The 19,966-nt window shown below is 60.2% G+C and carries 19 protein-coding genes and 1 tRNA gene; 17 read left to right on the top strand and 3 right to left on the bottom strand.

Features of this window, described 5'->3' with window-relative positions; translation table 11 throughout:
- Nucleotides 1–194 precede the first annotated feature (194 nt).
- From MFLA_RS06895 to MFLA_RS14995, 17 genes are all read left to right on the top strand, one after another.
- The gene (locus MFLA_RS06895) at nt 195–1,907 is read left to right on the top strand and encodes a type I secretion system permease/ATPase (RefSeq protein ID WP_195742113.1); all 1,713 of its coding nucleotides are present in this window, start codon (nt 195–197) and stop codon (nt 1,905–1,907) included.
- Nucleotides 1,904–3,610 carry a type I secretion system permease/ATPase gene (locus MFLA_RS06890; RefSeq protein ID WP_011479569.1) on the top strand — a complete coding sequence of 569 codons (1,707 nt, stop codon included), beginning with the start codon at nt 1,904–1,906 and terminating at the stop codon, nt 3,608–3,610. The genes MFLA_RS06895 and MFLA_RS06890 overlap by 4 nt, the downstream gene beginning before the upstream one ends.
- 11 nt (nt 3,611–3,621) lie before the next feature.
- Nucleotides 3,622–5,001 carry an HlyD family type I secretion periplasmic adaptor subunit gene (locus MFLA_RS06885; protein ID WP_229407262.1) on the top strand — a complete coding sequence of 460 codons (1,380 nt, stop codon included), beginning with the start codon at nt 3,622–3,624 and terminating at the stop codon, nt 4,999–5,001.
- A gap of 12 nt (nt 5,002–5,013) precedes the next feature.
- Nucleotides 5,014–6,381, top strand: coding sequence for a TolC family outer membrane protein (locus MFLA_RS06880; protein WP_011479567.1), 1,368 nt, complete (start codon nt 5,014–5,016; stop codon nt 6,379–6,381).
- 2 nt (nt 6,382–6,383) lie between these two features.
- Complete coding sequence (locus MFLA_RS06875; RefSeq protein WP_011479566.1) at nt 6,384–7,364, top strand: hypothetical protein; 981 nt, start codon at nt 6,384–6,386, stop codon at nt 7,362–7,364.
- A gap of 64 nt (nt 7,365–7,428) precedes the next feature.
- Nucleotides 7,429–7,857 (top strand): type II secretion system major pseudopilin GspG, encoded by a 429-nt coding sequence (gspG, locus tag MFLA_RS06870; RefSeq protein ID WP_048811896.1) that lies wholly within the window; start codon nt 7,429–7,431, stop codon nt 7,855–7,857.
- A 22-nt stretch (nt 7,858–7,879) separates the two neighbouring features.
- Nucleotides 7,880–9,067 carry a type II secretion system F family protein gene (locus MFLA_RS06865; protein WP_011479564.1) on the top strand — a complete coding sequence of 396 codons (1,188 nt, stop codon included), beginning with the start codon at nt 7,880–7,882 and terminating at the stop codon, nt 9,065–9,067.
- The gene (locus tag MFLA_RS06860) at nt 9,064–10,776 is read left to right on the top strand and encodes a GspE/PulE family protein (protein WP_011479563.1); all 1,713 of its coding nucleotides are present in this window, start codon (nt 9,064–9,066) and stop codon (nt 10,774–10,776) included. Before MFLA_RS06865 ends, MFLA_RS06860 begins: the two co-directional genes overlap by 4 nt.
- Nucleotides 10,757–11,614 (top strand): hypothetical protein, encoded by an 858-nt coding sequence (locus tag MFLA_RS06855; RefSeq protein ID WP_011479562.1) that lies wholly within the window; start codon nt 10,757–10,759, stop codon nt 11,612–11,614. The genes MFLA_RS06860 and MFLA_RS06855 overlap by 20 nt, the downstream gene beginning before the upstream one ends.
- Nucleotides 11,605–12,138, top strand: a complete 534-nt coding sequence (locus tag MFLA_RS06850) for a hypothetical protein (protein WP_195742112.1) — start codon at nt 11,605–11,607, stop codon at nt 12,136–12,138. The genes MFLA_RS06855 and MFLA_RS06850 overlap by 10 nt, the downstream gene beginning before the upstream one ends.
- On the top strand, nt 12,120–12,686 hold the full coding sequence (gene pilO / locus MFLA_RS06845; protein ID WP_195742111.1) for a type 4a pilus biogenesis protein PilO: 567 nt from the start codon (nt 12,120–12,122) through the stop codon (nt 12,684–12,686). Before MFLA_RS06850 ends, pilO begins: the two co-directional genes overlap by 19 nt.
- Entirely contained in the window at nt 12,683–13,216 is a 534-nt protein-coding gene (locus MFLA_RS06840) for a hypothetical protein (RefSeq protein ID WP_011479559.1), read from the top strand. Before pilO ends, MFLA_RS06840 begins: the two co-directional genes overlap by 4 nt.
- A 50-nt stretch (nt 13,217–13,266) precedes the next feature.
- Nucleotides 13,267–15,174 carry a secretin N-terminal domain-containing protein gene (locus MFLA_RS06835; protein WP_195742153.1) on the top strand — a complete coding sequence of 636 codons (1,908 nt, stop codon included), beginning with the start codon at nt 13,267–13,269 and terminating at the stop codon, nt 15,172–15,174.
- A complete protein-coding gene (locus MFLA_RS06830) occupies nt 15,171–15,656 on the top strand; it encodes a type II secretion system protein (RefSeq protein ID WP_011479557.1) in 486 nt (161 codons plus the stop codon). Before MFLA_RS06835 ends, MFLA_RS06830 begins: the two co-directional genes overlap by 4 nt.
- 2 nt (nt 15,657–15,658) lie before the next feature.
- Complete coding sequence (locus MFLA_RS06825) at nt 15,659–16,060, top strand: type II secretion system protein (RefSeq protein ID WP_011479556.1); 402 nt, start codon at nt 15,659–15,661, stop codon at nt 16,058–16,060.
- Nucleotides 16,047–16,541, top strand: a complete 495-nt coding sequence (locus MFLA_RS06820) for a type II secretion system protein (RefSeq protein WP_011479555.1) — start codon at nt 16,047–16,049, stop codon at nt 16,539–16,541. The genes MFLA_RS06825 and MFLA_RS06820 overlap by 14 nt, the downstream gene beginning before the upstream one ends.
- A 172-nt stretch (nt 16,542–16,713) precedes the next feature.
- Nucleotides 16,714–16,836 (top strand): hypothetical protein, encoded by a 123-nt coding sequence (locus MFLA_RS14995; protein ID WP_267864486.1) that lies wholly within the window; start codon nt 16,714–16,716, stop codon nt 16,834–16,836.
- Nucleotides 16,837–17,298: 462 nt separating this feature from the next.
- Here the strand turns inward: MFLA_RS14995 and MFLA_RS06815 are convergent.
- From MFLA_RS06815 to alr, 3 genes are all read right to left on the bottom strand, one after another.
- Nucleotides 17,299–17,388: transfer RNA gene (locus MFLA_RS06815), tRNA-Ser, on the bottom strand.
- 142 nt (nt 17,389–17,530) lie between these two features.
- On the bottom strand, nt 17,531–18,892 hold the full coding sequence (gene radA, locus MFLA_RS06810) for a DNA repair protein RadA (RefSeq protein WP_011479554.1): 1,362 nt from the start codon (nt 18,890–18,892) through the stop codon (nt 17,531–17,533).
- Nucleotides 18,892–19,965 carry an alanine racemase gene (alr, locus tag MFLA_RS06805; RefSeq protein WP_011479553.1) on the bottom strand — a complete coding sequence of 358 codons (1,074 nt, stop codon included), beginning with the start codon at nt 19,963–19,965 and terminating at the stop codon, nt 18,892–18,894. The genes radA and alr overlap by 1 nt, the downstream gene beginning before the upstream one ends.
- Nucleotide 19,966: the final 1 nt, after the last annotated feature.

Raw genomic sequence — 19,966 nt, 5'->3', positions numbered from 1 at the left:
TGACAAATGATGCCATGCTGCGTTGCGAGACTTGACAAGGGGATGACCATTGCCTGTGTCCCGCGCCTTGCCTATCACCATTTGTCGCAGCAACGCGGCTCGCGAACAAAGCATCAACAGACCCTGGCAACAGGGCCGGTCCCGTACCGGCCCAATCGGCTTTCTACGTTTTTACTTCCAGGAATACTGTTTACGTGACTAAAAGCAGCAACTCCGCTCAACTGAAGAAGTCCTTGATGGATCTCATCTCTCTCTTCCGTCGAGTGATTTTCTTCGGTTTTTTTACCAACCTTCTTGTGTTGGCGCCATCGTGGTACATGCTCGAAGTCTATGATCGCGTGATTTTCAGTCGCAATCTTGGTACTTTGCTCATGCTCACCATGATGGTGGTCTTTATTTACCTGATCATGGAAAGCCTGGAATGGGTGCGCCGCGGCATGATGCTGCAAGCGGCCGGCCAGCTTGACCAATCATTGAACCATCGTATTTTCAATGCCGCATTCGCCGCCAAGCTCGCCAATGCCGGCTTCCCCGCACAGCGCGTATTTGCCGACTATCGCAGCCTGCGGGAAATACTCTACTCCCCCGCTCTGCTCGGCCTGATCGATATTCCTTTCATCGTGATCTTCGTTGTCGCAATTTTCTTCATCCATAGCAGCCTGGGTTACCTGACCCTGCTCGGCCTGGCAATCCAGACCGTGGTCGCGCTGCTCAACCAGGTGCGCGTGCAGCCGGTACTGCAGGAAGCCAATCAATACGCCCTGGCGGCACAGAGTTATTTCAGCAATATCCAACAGCATGCGGACGTGGTAAGGGCCATGGGTATGCAAGCGCCGCTTGAGGCGCGCTGGCAGGACAAGCAGCAAGCCTTTCTCAGCAAGCAGGCCATGGCCTCCGAAATTGCAGGCCGGCACGCGGCATATTCGAAATTCCTGCAAATCACCCTGACGTCGCTGGTGCTGGGGCTGGGCTGCTACCTAGTCGTCAGCCAGGCATTGGTCAATGGGGCTGCGATGATGATCGTCGCCTCTATCCTGGCCGCACGTGTATTGGCGCCGTTCAGCCAGCTCATAGCCCAATGGCGCAGCCTTGCCAATGCATGGCAGGCATACGTCAGGCTAGACGAATTGCTGGAACAACACCCGGCCAAGCGGCCCGGCATGGCGCTGCCTGCGCCGACCGGGCAGATCTCGGTGGAAAACCTCAGTTACGCCTTGCCGGACAACGCGCGCGAACCCTTGCTGCGCAATATCCAGTTCCGCATGCATCCGGGCGAGGTGCTGCTCATTACCGGCCCATCCGCCTCCGGCAAGACGACCCTCTCGAAGTTGCTGGTCGGCCTGCTGCAACCCAGCACCGGCAAGGTAAGGCTGGATGGCGTGGATGCCTTCCAGTGGGACAAGGCGGAGCTCGGGCAGCACCTGGGCTACCTGCCGCAAGAAATCGCCCTGCTAGACGGCTCGGTCGCGGAAAATATCGCCCGCTTCGGCACGCCAGACCAGGAGAAGCTGGCAAATGTGGTTGAACTGCTGCAATTGCAAGCCTGGATAGACTCTTTGCCCGACGGCCTCGATACGCGCATCGGCCATGAGGGCCACTTGCTCTCCGGCGGCCGCAGGCAGCTGGTCGGCCTGGCGCGCGCCCTTTACGGCAAGCCTGCGGTCGTGGTCCTGGATGAACCGAATGCCAACCTGGACGAAGCCAGCGAACAATGCCTGCAACACGCGGTGCGCACGCTCAAGGCGCAGGGAACGACGTTCGTCATCATTAGCCACTTGCAAGGCATCCGGCACGTTGCCGATACCATGATGGTGATGATGAAGGGCCAGATGCTGCGCTACGGCAAGCCGGATGAAGTGCTGGCCTCGTTGCAGCAAGCCGGCAACACGCCGAGGATGCAGGCATGAACAGGCCGCCCGCCTCCCTGCGCGGCTACCTGGCGCTGTTCAGGCGTGAAGCCTGGGCCATTGCCGCATTCAGCATGGTGACTAATATATTAATGCTCGCGCCCACGCTCTACCTGCTGCAGCTCTATGACCGGGTATTGCTGAGCCGCAGCGAGATGACGCTGCTCGCCGTCACCCTCATCACCGTGTTCCTGTTTATGGTGATGGCGTTTTCAGACTGGGTGCGCTCCATGGTCGCGATCAAGGCAGGCGTGCGCTTCGATCAGTTGCTGACCTCCAGGCTGTTCTCGCTCGGCCTGACAACGCAGGCGCCTGCATTGAACGGTACGCACCAGGCCATGCAGGAGCTGACCTTCATCCGCCACTTCGTCACCAGCAACGGCTTGTTCGCCTTTTTCGACCTGCCCTGGACATTGCTGTATGTGGCGGTGCTGTTCGTCCTCAGTCCGATATTGGGGACATTGGCAATTGCCTTGTGCCTGGTCCAGTTCGGACTCGCGCTCTGGAACCAGCGCAGTACGGCGCTGCCTTTGGAAAAAACGGCCGAGGCCCGCCAGCAGGGGCTGCAATTCCTCGACAGCAAGCTGCGCAATATTGAGACGCTGCACGTTCTCGGCATGCTGCCGTCCCTGTGGCAACGCTGGGTCAGCATCCAGTCGCGCTGGCATGCGCTGGACGCCCAGGCAAACCAAGTGCAGAGCCGCAATCAGCAGGTCAACAAGTTTGCGCGCTACACCATGCAATCAGGCATGCTGGGCGTGGCCGCCCTACTGGCGGTGAAAGGCGATATCTCGATCGGCGCAATGATCGCCTCCAATGTGCTGATCGCACGCACATTGCAGCCTTTCGACGTCATCGTGAGCACTTGGAAACAGTTCATCCAGGCCAAGGCGTCTGCCTCCAACATCGACCAATTGCTTGCCAGCGCCCATGGAGAGGAAGACCCTGTGTACCTGACCACGCCGGGCGAACCAATCAAGGGCAGGCTGGCACTGGTGCAGATCGCCGTGAAGGCATCCGGCGGCAAGCCCCTGCTCCGCCCGTTGAACCTGGACATCGAGCCGGGCGAGATTCTCGGCATTCTCGGCCCATCGGGCTCGGGCAAGACCACGCTGGTGCGCTGCATCGCGGGCATCTGCGATAACCGCGAAGGCGAAATCCTCGTCGACGGCATTGCGCTCTCGCGTCTGCCTGCCAATGTATATGCGGCAGCGATCGGCTACCTGCCGCAGGAGGTCGCCTTGCTGGAAGGCAGCATTGCCGAGAATATTGCCCGCTTCACGCAGCCGGACCCAGAAAAGGTGATCCAGGCTGCGCAAACCGCAGGCATTCATGACGCCATCCTGCGGCTGCCGCGAGGCTACGACACCCGCATCGACGCCGAGGCACCCGTGCTCTCAGGCGGCCAACGCCAATTGCTTGGCCTGGCGAGGGCCATCTACCAGCAGCCTGCCGTCATCATCCTGGACGAACCGAACTCGCACCTGGACGACCAGGGCGAAGCCAGCCTGATCACCGCGCTGCTGCTCCTGAAAAACCAGGGCAAGGCTATCGTCATCGTCTCGCACCGTACGCACATCCTGAACATTACGGACAAGCTACTGGTGCTCGATCAGGGCGCCATGGTCTGCCATGGCCCGCGCGACCAGGTGATCGCAGAACTCAACCGGGCAAGGCAAACCCCGGCAAGCAAGGTGGCATAAGGATGAACAACATGAACCTGCCTTTACAACACGCGGCGCCCGATGCGCCTGCGCACGAATCCAAGGTAATCCCCTTGCACGAGCAGGCAGCCGGGCATGTCCATGAACAGCGCACAACCCGGCTGGGCTTTATCATCCTGCTGCTCGGTTTTGGCGGTTTTCTCGCCTGGGCCGCCTTGGCCCCGCTGGACGAAGGCGTGCCGACCGAGGGCCTGGTGACGGTGGAAGGACGGCATAAAACCGTACAGCACCTGAATGGCGGCATCATCAGCCAGTTGATGGTGCACGAAGGCCAGGCGGTGCAGGCCGGCGACGTGCTGTTCACGCTGGATGCCACCGCCAGCAAGGCGCGCTTCGACGAGGTGCGCCAGCGCTACCTTGGGCTGCTGGCGCAGGAAAGCCGCCTGCTCGCGGAAAAGCTGGGCGCGGGCAGCATTGTGTTTCATGAAGAGCTGATCAAGCAGCAAGGCGACCCTTATGTGCAGCAGCTCATGCTGAACCAGTCCCAACTGCTGCGCGCGCGCCAGGAGGCCTTGCGCGCCGATGTCGAGGCGATGCGCGAATCCATCCAGGGCCAGCAGGCCTTGATCGAAGGCTACCAGGGGGTGGCCGGCAGCTATCAATCGCAATTGGAACTGCTGACCCAGCAACTGGCCGGCATCAGGCAACTGGTGAGCGAGGGCTTCGCGCCGCGCAACCAGCAGAACGAGCTGGAGCAAAAGCTGGCCCAGACCTACGGCCTGATCGCCACCAACGACTCGAACATCCTGCGCAGCCGCAAGGCCATCCTCGAGCTGCAGCAGCGCATCACCGCTCGGGAGCAAACCGAGAAGAAGGAAATCGACACCGAGATGGCGCAGGTGAAGCTCGCGGTGCAGGCCGATGCCGAGAAGTACAAGCCGCTCTGGGATGAGTTGCAGCGCATCACCGTCACTGCGCCGGTCAGCGGCCAGGTCGTCGGCTTGCAGGTGCATACCGTCGGCGCAGTCATCCAGCCCGGACAGAAAATCATGGATATCGTGCCGTTCGACGAGCCCTTGATCCTCGACGCCCGAATTCCTCCCCACCTCATCGACAAGATTCATACCGGGCAGGATGCAGACGTGCGCTTCTCCAGCTTTTCCAATACGCCACAATTGCTGCTGGAAGGCCAGGTCAAGACCGTTTCCAGCGATTTGCTGGTAGACCCCGGCACAGGCGGCCAGGCGCCTTCCAGCTATTACCTTGCGCGCATCAACATCACTGAGGACGGCATGAAAACCCTTGGCGACCGCCGCCTGCAACCCGGCATGCCGGTACAGGTGGTGATCCGCACCGGCGAGCGCACCCTGCTCACCTATCTGATGCACCCGCTCGTGAAGCGGATTGCGGCCTCGATGAAGGAAGAGTGAGGAGCCCGCAGGATGATGACCCGCCGTTACCGCATGAGATTGAACCGATTGGCGCTGGCGCGCGCGCTCTGCACACTGGCAATCTACGCCAGCGCCCCGCTGCATGCCGCGGAAAACCTGCTCAGCCTCTATGAAAAAGCCTTGCAGTACGATGCGCAGTACAAGGCGGCCGAGGCCAATATGGCGGCGGAACGCGAGGAGATCAACAAGAGCCGCGCCTTGTTCATGCCCAGGGTGCAATTCGGCGCCAGCGTCGGCCGCGGCGCCACCGACCGCACCACGCAAACCAGCCTGGGCGCCATCGACACCCGGCTCAACTATGACATCCAGAACTATGCGCTGAGCCTGAGGCAGCCCTTGTTCAACAAGGAAAACATCGCCACCTACCGCGGCGCGGAGGCGAACGTGCAAAGCAAGGAAGCCCTGCTGCTCAAGGAAAACGCCACGTTGATCAGCCGCCTTGCCGCCACCTACTTCGAAACCCTGTATGCGCAGGAAAAAGTGGAGGTATTGCGCAGCAATATCGCCGCCACCAGCCAGCAGCTCGACCAGGCCCAGCGGCGTTACGACAACGGCGAAGGCACCGTGACCGAGATCAACGAGGCGCAAGCCAACCTGGAGCTGGCCCAGGCAGAGCTCATCACCACCGAGAATTCGCTGGCGGTGTTCAAGCAGACCTTGAGCAATATGAGCGGCGTCGCCGTCACCGACATCGCCCCGCTCGACATCGCCCAGCTGCCGGCCGGGGTGCCGGATTCCGACGACCTTGAATTCTGGATGCAGCAGGCGCTGGGCAACAACCCGGAGATCACCGCCGCCCGGCTCTCGGTGGAAGTCGCAAGGCAGGATGTGGAGAAAAAGCGCGCCGGGCATTTCCCCACCCTGGACCTGGTCGGCGTCCGTTCCTTTAGCGAGAACGACAGCAACAATACCCTGGGCTCGCGCTTCGACACCACTACCATTGCATTGCAACTCAACATGCCGCTGTTCGCGGGCGGCTTCACCAGCGCCAGCGTGCGCCAGGCGTTCAACAGGGTGGATGCGGCCGAGGAGCTGCTCAACCTGCGCACCCGCGACATCGAGGCCAATACGAAAAAATACCTCAACAGCATACGCAGCGGGCTGCTGGCGCTCTCCGCCTACCGCCAGGCGGTGAAATCGAGCGAGATCGCCCTCGAAGGCACGCAGAAAGGCTTTGCCGCGGGCACACGCACCAACATCGAGGTGCTGAACGCACAGCAAAAGCTGTTCCGCAGCCGGCTGGAACTCAGCCGCGTGCAGTACGTGCTGGTCAACGACATCATCAATCTCAAGCAAGCCGCCGGGATGCTCAACGAGGCCCAGCTGCATGCATTGAACCAGTATTTTGCGGCGAATTGACCATGATGCCCGCCATGCCCATGCACCCCATCCCCCGCAATCCCGGCACATGCTTTAAGTGCTGCTGGGCAACCGGCCTGCTCATGTTCTTGTCCATTGCGCATGCTTCGGGCTTCGAGCCGCTGCCGATCAGCGGCGTGCTGCTGGAGCACGGCAGCAGCGCCTATATTCTCTGCAATGCAACCGGCAAGTTCGACCCCGAAGGCCGCCATATGGCCCCGCGCAAACCCACGGTCGAGCATAGCAATGCCTGCGCTATATTTCCCGAAAACGAAATCGCCGCCCCCCTGCCCGGCTTCAAGCTGTTCAAGCACGCCAACCGCCAGGCGGTGATGAACAATGCGCTGACGGGGCAAACGGACAAGAAGATCGCCAATGTGATGGATGTGGTCTGGCGCAACCCGGCCGTAGGCGAATGCATCTACGGCACCAGGGTTTTGGCATTGTCCAGCCTGGATGCCGATTACAACATGCAAATGCCCGGCAAGCAGTTCTTCCGCATCACGGATATTGCGAGAGGCGGCTTTGCCGGCCAGGACATCGAGGTCGCCTATGCGATGTATGCCACGGGGGCGGAGCCCGTCTACCGCATCGGCCGCACTTTTACTGCCGTGCAGTATTACAAGCGCCCTGGCTACGAGCGCCAGCCGCTTACCGAGCCTGCCTTCCGCGAAGCCGTCAACGGCGTGGAAACATCCGAGCGCGCCGTTCCTTCCTTCAGCCAGCAAACCGCTTCCCTGAACGACGACTGGGTCAATTTCACGACATTGGTCGGCCTGCCCAAGCGCCCGGCCTCGCCCATGCTGTACGTGAAAGCGCCCTGCAGCAACGAAACGCCGGCCGAACAGCCGCAGGCGATCCGCCTGCGCCAGGCCATCGCTCCCTTTATCGAACTCAGCGTGCCTGGCTTCGTACCGAGTCAATTTGTACCCAGTGGCTTGTTATCCAAACCCGCAATCAACAGCACAACACCGCAACCTTGAGGATACCGCCATGCCGTTTTCCCGCACCCGCTCATTGAAAACTGATATGACCGACAGCCCTGCCATGCAGCCCTTGCCTTCGAAACAGCAGAACCTCGGCTTCACGCTGCTGGAGCTGCTGGTCGTGATGGTGATCATCGGCCTGCTGGCAGGTTACGTCGGCCCCAAGTATTTTGCCCAGATCGGCAAGTCGGAAGCCAAGACCGCCAAGGCGCAAATCGAGGCGCTGGGCAAGGCGCTGGACCAATACCGGCTCGACACCGGGCGCTACCCCAGCACTGAGCAAGGCCTGGCGGCGCTCAACGCGCAGCCTTCGGACGAATCCCGCTGGCATGGCCCTTACCTGCAAAAAGCCCTGCCGCAGGACCCATGGGGCAAACCTTACCAATACCGCTCTCCCGGCGAGCATGGGGATTACGATTTGTGGTCGTTCGGCAAGGATGGCCAACTGGGCGGCAGCGAGGAATCTGCCGACATCGTGAGCTGGCAGTAGCGCCTGACGGACACCATCGCGCATGAAATTCGAGCTTAAAGTCGCACGCGGCGCAGAAGTGCAGTCGCTGACCCTGGAGGCCAGCGATGGTTTGCAGGCGCAGCTGCAGGCGGAAGCGCAGGGCTACAGCGTATTGGGCTTGAAGCATCTTGAAAGCGCTGGCATAGGCGCCCGGTTGCGCAAGCCCAGGTTCAACCTCATGCTGTTCAGCCAAGAGCTGCTGTCCCTGCTGGACTCTGGCCTGAGCCTGGTCGAGGCCATCGAGGCCCTGGCGGAGAAGGAAGGCCATGCCGAGTCGCGCACATTGCTCAAGCAATTGCTGGCTTTGCTCTATGAAGGCTTGCCGCTGTCGGGCGCGCTGGAGAAGTTTCCCAACACATTCCCCCCGCTCTATGTGGCGCTGATCCGCAGCAGCGAACGCACCGGCGATATGGTGCAGGCGCTGAACCGCCATGTGACCTACCAGGGCCAGCTGGATGCGGTCAAGAAAAAGATCACCACAGCCTCCATCTACCCGGTATTGCTGATCGTCGTCGGCGGATTGGTCATGCTGTTCCTGCTCGGCTATGTCGTGCCGCGCTTCAGCGCCATTTATGAAAGCGCCGGGGACAACCTGCCCTGGATGTCGCAATTATTGCTCTCCTGGGGTCGCCTGCTGCACGAGCATGGAAAAGTCGCCCTGCTGGCCTCCGTCATTGTCTTTAGTCTGCTGGGTGTGTCCTTGAGCCGCCCTGTGGTGCGCAACACCTTGCTGCAGCAACTATGGAAAATCCCCGCGCTGGGAGAAACCATGCGCATCTATCAACTGGCGCGCTTCTACCGCACGCTGGGCATGCTATTGCAAGGCGGCATCCCACTCGTGACCGGCATGCAGATGGTCGCCTCCCTGCTGCAGCCCAGCCTGAAGCACCAGCTGCAACTGGCAGAGCATGACATCCGCGAAGGAAAGCCGTTGTCGAGCGCGATGGAGGAGCACGGCATGACCACGTCGATTGCGCTGCGCATGCTGCGCGTGGGCGAGCGTACGGGGCGGATGGGCGAGATGATGGAGCGCATCGGCAGCTTTTACGACGAGGAAATCGCCCGCGCCGTGGACTGGTTCACGCGCTTGCTGGAGCCGCTGCTGATGGTGGTGATCGGCCTGATCATCGGTGTCGTGGTAGTGCTCATGTACATGCCGATTTTCGACCTGGCCGGGAGCATACAATGAACCAGCCGCTGGACCTCCCCTCCCTGCAGGCCGGTTCCGGCCTCGCCCGGATTGAGCTGGAGAAAGTGCAGCAGGCGCGCGCGTTGGCGCAGCAAGGCAAACAGCCGCTGCTGGACGTGCTGGAAGAGATTTCCGGCCTCGATGCCGACACCTTTATGCATGCGCTTGGCAGGCTCATGCGTTACCCCGTGCTCGGCATCCTGCAACTGTACGAGTGGCAGCCGGATTTCCAGCTGCTGCCTTTTGCCGAGGCCGGCAGGCAGGAATGCCTCGCCTTGCGCGACGAGGCCGGCAAGCTGCACATGGTGCATGCCAACCCTTTCGATGCGCAGCTATACAGCCGCATGAATCAACTGCTGCCCGAGCCTGCGCAATGGAGCATCGCCCACCGCAAGGATATTGCCGCCTTCCTTTCCCGTTTCGAGGAAAGCATGCGCGCCATGGATGGCCTGCTGCCGGAACAAGTCGAGAGCGAGAGCGGCAACAGCGCCATCGAGGACATTTCCTTGCGCTCGATCGCGGAAGACACCTCGCCGGTGGTGAAGCTGGTGCGCTCCACCCTGTATGACGCGCTCAAGGCAGGCGCCAGCGACATCCACATGGAGACCGACGCGCACGGCCTGACCATCAAGTACCGCATCGATGGCGTGCTGAGCAGCGTGGGCAGCATCCACGGCGTGATGCAGGCGGAACAAGCGATTTCGCGCATCAAGGTGATGTCCGAGCTCGATATCGCCGAGCGCCGTATCCCACAGGACGGCCGCTTCAAGGTCATGGCGCTGGGACGCGAAGTCGACCTGCGCGTTTCCATCATGCCCAGCGTGTTCGGCGAGGACGCTGTGCTGCGTATCCTTGACCGCAAGGCGCTTTCAGATCAGGCGCAGGGACTGAGCCTCGACGTGCTGGGCTTCGAACCGGACATCATGGCGCGCTTCCGCCTGCTGGCCGAGGAGCCCTACGGCATGCTGCTGGTCACCGGGCCAACCGGTAGTGGCAAGACCACCACGCTGTATGGCGCGATTTCCGAGATCAACCACGGCCAGGACAAGATCATCACCATCGAGGACCCGGTGGAATACCAGTTGCCAGGCGTGCTGCAGATCCCGGTCAACGAGAAGAAGGGCCTGACCTTCGCGCGCGGCCTGCGCTCCATCCTGCGCCACGACCCGGACAAGATCATGGTGGGCGAAATCCGCGATGCGGAAACCGCGCAGATCGCGGTGCAATCCGCGCTGACAGGCCACCTGGTCCTGACTACGGTGCACGCCAACAACGTATTCGACGTCATCGGCCGCTTCACCAACATGAACGTGGACCCGTACAGCTTCGTCTCGGCGATCAACGGCATCATGGCGCAACGGCTGGTGCGCACGATCTGCCCGCATTGCGCCATCGACGACACGCCCGACCCCGCTTTGATCGCCAAGTCCGGCATTGCGCCGGAGTCGATCGACGGATACCGCTTCCGTGCCGGCCAGGGCTGCGGGCAATGCCATGGCACCGGCTACAAGGGGCGCAAGGCCGTGGCGGAACTGCTGGTGTTCAACGACGTCATCCGCGAGCTCATCATCACGCGGGAACCGGTGCGCAAGGTCAAGGAGGCCGCACGCGCAAACGGTACCCGCACCATGCGAGAAGCCGCGCTCGACATGGTTAAGCGCGGCGAAACCACCCTACAGGAGATCAACCGTGTTACCTCGCTCGTTTAGCTGGCCTTCCGCCTCGTGGGCCTTTCCATGGCGGGACGAGCTGCGCGTCCTGATCCAGCCGCGCACGCTCACCATGCTCAGGATCAAGCGCGGCATGAAGGCCAAGGTCGTGGCAAAAGAAGATATTGCATTGCGCTCCACCAGCGAGTCGTTCCAGAACCGGGAATTCTGGCAGCCGGCGGTTTCCAGCCTGCACCAGCAGTTGCAAAACCGCCAATGGCGAGGCTGCCAGCCCAGGGTAGTGGTCTCCAACTATTTCGCGCACTATGCCATCGTGCCGTGGAACGCCAGCCTGCATACCCGCAAGGAGCAAAGCGCGTTCGTCAGGCATTACTTCACGCAGGTCTACGGCGAGTTTTCACGTGCATGGGACATCCGCACCACGCCGGTGGCCTACGGCCACCCGACCTTTGCCAGCGCCATTGACGAGAAGCTGCTGCAAGCCCTGCGCGAGGAGTTCAATCAAGCGCGAATGCCGGTGCAGCACATCCACCCCCACCTGATGATCGCTACCGACGTCATCCGGCGCAAGCTGGCGCGCACCCCTTTACCCAACGCCTTGAACCTGATCATGTTGGAAAACGAACGCATCACCATCGCCCTGGTGCAGCACGGGCAATGGCTGAGCCTACAGAGCTATGCCGCGGAAAGCGATATCGAAAACCAGTTGCAGGCATTGCTGGACCGCGAATCCATCATCGCAGACGTGGACAACAGCGAGTGGCCTGTCGTGTTCTACGCCGCGGACGGCCGGCCAGCGCTCCAGCTTCCCGGGCGTAAGGTGCACAATATCCTGGCCTCCTCGCAAGACCAACACGGCATGGAGGCATGGCAGTAATGCTACCCGTCATCTCCATCAACCACGCCCCCCTGCTGCAAGACCGGCCTGTGAAGGGAATCGTGACGCTCCTGCTGGCGGCAGCCTGCGGCATCGCGCTGTTGGGCTGGATGCAGCAATTGAATTCGGAGCGCCAACGGCTGAACGCAGACCTGCAGCAGATGCAGGCCCCGGTCAGCGCTCCCAGGCTCAACCCCAAGGAAGACCAAGCCAAGCAGCAAGAGATCGCGGCAGTGCAAGCCGCCATGCACGAGCTCGCCTTGCCGTGGCAGAAACTGTTCCTGGCGTTGGAAAGCATCAAGGTCGCGGATATCAAGCTCGCCAGCATCGAGCCCAACGCCAGGCTGCACAAGCTGAGGATTACGGCCAATACCAATGAAGTGGTCAATATGTTCAAATACGTGCGTGGCCTCTCCGAGCAGTCCGTATTCAACGACGTGCTGCTGATGTCGCATGAGTTTCATCACGACCAACCCATGCCGGTGCGCTTCGTAGTGGAGGCCGTATGGATACAGCAGCCATGAGTGTCGGCAAGCTGCATAAGCTGCGCTACCGCCTCCGCCAGCTCGACGGGCTCAGCAAGCTGGGGCTAGGCTTGCTGGCAGCCTGCCTGCTCGTTGCCCTCGCCTATGCCTGGCCGCATGCCAGGGCGTTGCAGCAGCTCAAGCTCGATGTCGCCGCTATGCACCGCGCCATGCCACAGCACCAGGGCCAGTGGATAGACCGTTCGCCGCAGGCCTCGCTCAATGCCTTCTACCAGTTCCTGCCGCGCGAGAGCGAAGCCACCACCCTGCTGAACCAGGTGCTGGATATTGCAGAGCAGCACGGCCTGGTGCCGGAAAAGGTCGACTACACCCTGAGCCGGCAATCATCGGCAGCGTTCTCCAAGTACCAGCTCAGCCTGCCGCTACAGGGACAATACCTCGACATCCGCCGCTTCATTGCCGACGTCATGAACACCCTGCCATCGGCCGCGCTAAACGATATTTCGCTCAAACGCGAAGACATGCTGAGCGACCATGTCGAAGCCAGGTTAAAACTCACGCTCTACCTGCGCAAGGACGGGCAATGAAGCAGACGCCGGGACAGCGGCTGGTATGGGTCGCGTTGACCATGACGCTGGCTGCCACGGCGTGGACCGCCTTGAATGGCGAACAGGCTGACGAGGTGCACGTCGCGGCATCGCGTCCGCAAGGGGTGAGTACCGAGGTAAAGAATCAGCCGAAATCCAGGACGTCTGGCGAGGCCCGGCCAGCGGGTGCGGACTCCCTGGACGTGGCCCAGCTGCAACGCGCGCCCTGGCAGGACAGCGAGCACAATTTATTCGGCGGCGGGCAACTCGTCGCCCAGGCCGAAACCGCACAACAACCCATCGTGCAGCAGGCCATGGAAATTCCACCGGTCCCCTTTACGTATGCGGGCAAGCTGGAGGACCACGGCCAATTCACCGTCTTTCTCTCCCTCGGAGAAAAAAATGTCAGCGTCAAGACCGGCGATATCGTCGGCGACTGGAAGATCAAGGAAATCACCCCTTCCCGCATGATCCTGAGCTATCAGCCATTGCGTGCTGATGTGCCATTGATGATTGGAGAAAGCAATTGAACACCACATCGCACGCAAGCCTGAAATTCAGCGCGGTATTTATCGCGATCATGCTCGCCGCCTGCTCCGGCACGGAAATGCGGCAGAACCAGACCAACCTGGAGTTCCAGCAAGCCAGGGACATGATCAACGCCGGACAGGTCGAGGCCGGGATAGAGCGGCTCAAGAGCCTGGTGCGCACCTTCCCCGACAATCCGGAATACCGCAACTACCTCAAGCAGCAGCAGGACATTCAGCTTGCCATCCTGCTCAAGGAGGCGGACCAGCTCAAGCGGCAAAAACGCTGGGGCGAAGCCGACATCGCCTACCGGCGCGTGCTCGAGCTCGACAGCCAGAACCAGCGTGCGCAGAACGGCATCCAGCAGATGCGCATCGCCACCACGCACGACGCCATGATGCAGCGCGCCGACGAACTGCTCGCCAAGCAGGACTGGGAAGGCGCGCAGAACCTGGCGCGCACGGTATTGGCGGAAGATTCCAGCAACCGCAGCGCGCGCGCCCTGTTCGAGCAGATCGAGCAGAAACGCATGGACAAGGTGGTGAACCCGCCTCACATCCGCTCTTCCTTCAAGCGTCCCATTTCGTTGGAATTCAAGGATATCACCATCAAGTCAGTGTTCGAGTTCATCTCGCAGGCCGCCGCGATCAACTTCACCTACGACCAGGAACTGCGCAGCGACCAGCGCACCAGCGTTTTCCTGCGCAACACGCCGATCGAGGAAGCCATTGATGTCATCCTCGCGAGCAACCAGCTCGGCAAGAAAGTGCTCAATGACAACACCCTGCTGATCTACCCCTTGAGCCGCAGCCAGGAATACCAGGAAACCTTCGTGCGCAGCTTCTACCTGAGCAACACCGATGCCAAGAAGCTCATGGCCATGATCAAGACCGTGGTGAAGACCAAGGACATCTATATCGACGAGAAACTCAACACCTTGGTGATGCGGGATACGCCGGAAGCGATCCGCACCGCGGAGAAGCTCATCATGTCGCAAGACATGGCCGAGCCGGAAGTCATGCTCGAGGTCGAGGTGCTGGAAATCAACCGCCGCAGCCTGGAGAACATCGGCATCCGCTATCCCACCAATGTCAGCCTCGACGTGCAGGGTCGCGATACCGTCAACGGCACCACCACGCTCACGCCAGGCAAGCTCACCATCAACGAGCTCAAGAACTTCAATTCCAACCTCGGCGTCTTCAGCATCAGCGACCCAGTGCTGGCACTGAACCTGCTGCAGCAGGACACCGACACCAACCTGCTGGCCAATCCGCATATCCGCGTCAAGAACCGCGAAAAGGCCAAGATCCACGTCGGCGATCGCATCCCGGTGCTTACCAGCGTCGCCAACTCCACCGGCTTTATATCGCAGACGGTGAACTACATCGAGGTAGGGGTCAAACTCGACGTCGAGCCCACCATCCTGCTGCGCGATGAGGTATCGATCAAGATTGGACTGGAAGTCAGCAACCAGACCGACCGCATGGAGACGAGTTCCGGCACCGTCACCTATACCATAGGCACCCGCAATGCCAGCACCATCCTGCGATTGAAGGATGGAGAAACACAAATCCTTGCGGGCCTGATGCGCAACGACGAACAGAAGATCACAAACGGCGTGCCGGGGCTTTCCAAACTGCCACTGATCGGCAAACTGTTCAACAACAATAACAACGACCTAAGCAAGAAAGAGATCGCCCTGTTTATCACGCCACGCATCATCAGCAACCTCACCCCGGAAAATGCCATCTACACAACCTTCCCGGCCGGGATAGACCGCAGCGCATCTAGGCCGGGCCGGGCCGCGGAACCAGGCACCGTCACCGCGCAAGCCGCACCTGCTACACCGGTCAAGACCCCGCAGGAAATCCAGGCCGAACGCGCCGAGTCGGACCGTTCCTTTGCCGGATCGGTCATGCGTCCGGTGGAAGACATTGCGAGCCCGGATGAGCAACAATGAAGCAGTGCTCGAAACCATCTTACGGCTTTACATTGATCGAGCTCATGGTGGCGCTGGTGCTGCTGGCGCTGATCCTCAGCTCGGCCGCGCCCGTGATGCAGGTGACGGCCAAGCGCGCCAAGGAACAGGAACTCAAGCGCCACCTCTGGCAATTGCGCGATGCAATCGACGCTTACAAGAAAGCCGTAGATGACGGGCTCATCAAGAAAACCCCAGGGCAATCCGGCTATCCCCCCAGCCTGCAAATCCTGGTGCAGGGCGTGGAAAACCCGCGCGACCCCAAGAAGCGCAAAATCCACTTCCTGCGCAGCATTCCGCGCGACCCCTTCGCCTCCGATCCCGAGCTGCCGAATGAAGCCACCTGGGGCAAGCGCAGCTATGCCAGCTCGTTCGAGGAGCCTGCCGAGGGCGAGGACGTCTACGACGTCTATTCCCTCTCCGGCGATACCGGGCTCAACCAGCAGCCGTACCGGGAATGGTAAGCATGCGGCCAATTCCAGGACAAAAACCAGCAAGGATATTGGGATTCACCCTGATTGAGGTACTGGTGGTGCTCGCCATCATCGCCACGCTGCTGAGCCTGGTCACGCCGCGCTATTTCTCCAGCATAGACCGCGCCCGCGAGAACTCTCTCAAGCATGACCTCATCGTCATGCGCGATGCCATCGACAAGTTTTACAGCGATACCGGGCGTTATCCCGACACCCTGTATGACTTGGTGGAACGCAAGTACCTGCGCGCGATCCCGGAAGACCCCATTACCGAAAGTACCGAGACCTGGATGCTGGTGCCGCCGGAGAATACCAATATCCCAGGCGAAATCTATGACATCCGCAGCGGCTCGGAGGCCATGGCCGCGGACGGGAGCTACTATGCCGAATGGTAAGCAGCAGCAAGGCATGGCGCTGATGGGCGCGCTGCTTGTGATCATCCTCATGGGATTAGCCCTGGCTGAAGCGGGAAACCGCTGGAGCGACATGCAGCGGCGCGAGCGCGAACAAGAGCTGATAAAGGTAGGCGACACCATCCGCAAAGCCATCGGGTCCTATTACAACCAGTCTCCCGGCATGGTGAAACAGTTTCCGCCTACACTGGACTCGCTATTAAAGGACAACCGCTTCCCCACCCCACAACGCCATTTGCGCAAACTCTATATCGACCCCGTCACGCAAAGAGAAGGCTGGGGCCTGCTTTATGCACCCAGCGGCGGCATCATGGGCATATATAGCCTCTCGGGCGACCGCCCTTTCAAAACTCGGAACTTCCCGCCGCCCTACCAGGAATTTGAAAAGAAAAAAGCCTATATAGACTGGATATTTGCCTACATGCCTGAGACAGACAATAGCTCATCCCCGGCGCTTGAATAAATAAAAAATAACAAACATGAAAAACCCGTCTCGATCTGCATTGAGACGGGTTCATTCACTCACCAAGCACTATCCGGTGATGCTTATTGCCCGATTCCTCTGATGTTGCCTTGCCCATACGGTTCTGCCCCATTATCTAGCGTGGAGCCCGGGCTGGAGGGAGATCCGGCTGGTGCGCCGTGCGGAATACCTGGCGGCGTTCCTGGAGCACCCGGATCTGTTGTACCTGTTGTACCTGTTGTACCTGTTGTACCTGTTGTACCTGTTGTACCTGTTGTACCTGTTGTATCACTAGGTGAGGTGCTTGGAGAAGTACTAGGCGAGGTTCCTGTCGCACCTGTTCCTGCTGCACCTGCAATGACAATATTGTCTTGCGCCATATCAGCTGCTGCCGGATATGCCACGGTTAAAGCCAATAACACTAAAAGGTTCGCTCTCATGGTCAGTCCTCCTTGGCAAAGATAGATTTTAAGAAAAGAATTTCTGCGTAAGCGATGGGAGTAAGGCGACACCAAGATAGTGAAGCAACATTCGCTCAAGCGTTCATACTGTCTAGCATGGTGCTTTAATCGAGTGGAGAACATAAGCCAGGGATACCTGAAACCGCTGTAGGAATTTCATTCAGCCCTTCAGAACGCACCGGTAGCGATTTAGCAAAGGGACTGCATGATGTTGAGTATGAGGGAGGGTGCCATCAAGACTGGAATTGATAGGCCAGAAATGCAAAGACCCCGATATATCGGGGTCTTGAGTAACCTGGCGGAGAGGGAGGGATTCGAACCCTCGACAGAGTTGCCCCTGTGCCACCTTTCCAGGGTGGTGACTTAAACCACTCATCCACCTCTCCGCAAAACGAGGCCGGATTATATATTAAATCTCAGGCACTGACCAAGGGTTTTGCCCAAGAAAATGCTTAATTTGGCAGCACGGTCGATGGATAATGACAGCATCATTCTTCATTTATCGTAATAAATCATAAGCCTAATGGCTCACCCGTTACGCAACAGCTGCAAAGCCTGGTCGAGGCGCTCCACTCCTTTGACGTCCAAGCCATCGATCACTTGCTTGGGCAAGTTGGCCTTGGGAACGATGGCGTGGGTGAAGCCGAGCTTGGCGGCCTCCCGCAAGCGCTCCTGGCCGCGCTGCACCGGGCGGACCTCGCCTGCCAGGCCAACCTCGCCGAATACGATCAATTTATTGTTCAGGGGTTTGTTTTTTAGTGAGGAAACAATTGCAAGCAGCACGGCGAGATCCACAGCAGGCTCGCTGATCCTGACGCCCCCAACGGCATTGATGAATACGTCCTGGTCAAAGCAGGCTACGCCGGCATGGCGGTGCAGGACGGCCAGCAGCATGGCAAGCCGGTTCTGTTCCAGGCCGACGCACAGGCGCTTGGGATTGGGCGCATGCGCCTCGTCCACCAGTGCCTGCACTTCCACCAGGAGCGGCCTGCTCCCTTCCTGCGTTACGGTGATGCAGGAACCTGCAACCTGTTCTGCATGATGCGACAGGAATAACGCTGAAGGATTGCTGACCTCGCGCAGCCCCTTCTCGGTCATGGCGAACACGCCCAGTTCGTTCACGGCGCCAAAACGGTTTTTGAAGGCGCGCACCAGCCGGAAGCTGGAGTTCTGGCCCCCTTCGAAATACAGTACGGTATCGACTATATGCTCCAGGACGCGTGGTCCGGCGAGAGATCCCTCCTTGGTCACGTGCCCGACCAAAATCATGGTCACACCGGTCTGCTTGGCGAAACGCGTCAGCTGGGCGGAGCATTCCCGGACTTGCGCCACGGAACCAGGCGCAGATTGCAAGGCCTCGGAGTACAAGGTCTGTATCGAGTCGATAACAGCCACTTCGGGCTTGTGCTGCTGCAGGATAGCCAAGATCTTTTCGAGGCTGATTTCCGCCAGCAGCTCGACCGGACCGGCGTCAAGGCCCAATCGTTTGGCACGCATGGCGATCTGCTGTGCGGACTCTTCACCTGAGACATAGACGGCCTTGCGCATACCGCCGATATGACACAAGGTCTGCAATAGCAAGGTGGACTTGCCGATGCCGGGATCTCCCCCGATCAACACCACGCCGCCCGGCACCAGCCCCCCACCCAGAACCCGATCGAATTCGTGGATGCCCGTTGGGTGGCGCGGCACATCCGCAGCCTCGACATCGGCCAACTTCTGCAAACCGCTGGATTGCGCAAGCGCGGCATAACGGTTCTGGCTGGGGGCAGCTTCCACCACGCTTTCGACCAATGTATTCCATGCCATGCACGAGGGACATTGCCCTTGCCACTTCGGGGTTTGTCCGCCGCACTCGGTACAGCTATACGCCGTTTTTGCCTTCGCCATCAGCCTGTCACCTTGAACACCACGCGCGGCGCCACCGCGCACAACAACTCGTACCCTACCGTACCCGCGGCTTCGGCAACGGCATCCACAGGCACAACCTCGCCCCAGAGTTCCACCTGGCTGCCGACATCGGCATCGGGCAACTGGCTGATGTCGGCAAACAGCATGTCCATGGAGACGCGTCCCAGGGTTTGGGTGCGATGCCCGTCGATGGCGATAGGCGTACCGTTGGGCGCATGGCGCGGATAGCCGTCCGCATATCCGCAGGCGACAATCGCGACCCTGGTTGCCTGCGTAGCGGTGAAACGCGCACCGTATCCGAGGATATCCCCGGCCTCCAGCGTTTGCACTGCGATCACTTCGCTAGTGAAACGCATAGCGGGCCGCAGCCCGAAACTGGCCGCACTGACGCCTGAAACCGGGGATGCGCCATACAATATGATGCCGGGTCTCACCCAATCGCGATGAGCCTCCGGGAAACGCAAGATTGCGGCAGAATTGGCCAGGCTGACGGGATGGTGCCAGCCTGCCGTCACAGCATCGAACTCCTTGAGCTGGTCGGCAATGCCCCGCTCTTCATCCGCTGTGGCGAAATGCGTCATCAAGCTGACGTCTGCTACCACAGGACAAGCCTCCAGCCGCTGCAACGCTTGTTTGTAGGCCTGAGACTTGAATCCCAGTCGATTCATGCCGCTGTTCATTTTGAGGAATACCGAGATAGGCTTGACGGAGGCAGCTGCCATTGCCTCGAACATGGCGAGCTGCTGTGCGTTGTGCACGACAACACTGATGCCGTGCTGGGCGGCGGCGCCCAGCTCATCCATGCTGAATATTCCTTCCAGCAGTAGCAGGCGTTGGCGATAGCCCGCCTCTCGCAATGCCAGGGCCTCTTCCAGGCGCAATACGCCAAAACCGTCGGCCTCCGCCAGCCCCGGCGCAACCCGCAGCAGGCCGTGTCCGTAGGCATCCGCCTTGACCACCGCCAGCACCCTGGAGCCCGGCGCACGCTGGCGTACGAGATTCAGGTTATGGCGCAGCGCGCCCAGGTCAATCGTCGCTGTGGTCGCACGCATG

Origin of the sequence: Methylobacillus flagellatus KT, from assembly GCF_000013705.1 — a bacterium.
GTDB classification, from domain to species: domain Bacteria; phylum Pseudomonadota; class Gammaproteobacteria; order Burkholderiales; family Methylophilaceae; genus Methylobacillus; species Methylobacillus flagellatus.
This window is presented reverse-complemented; position numbering and strand designations above follow the sequence as displayed.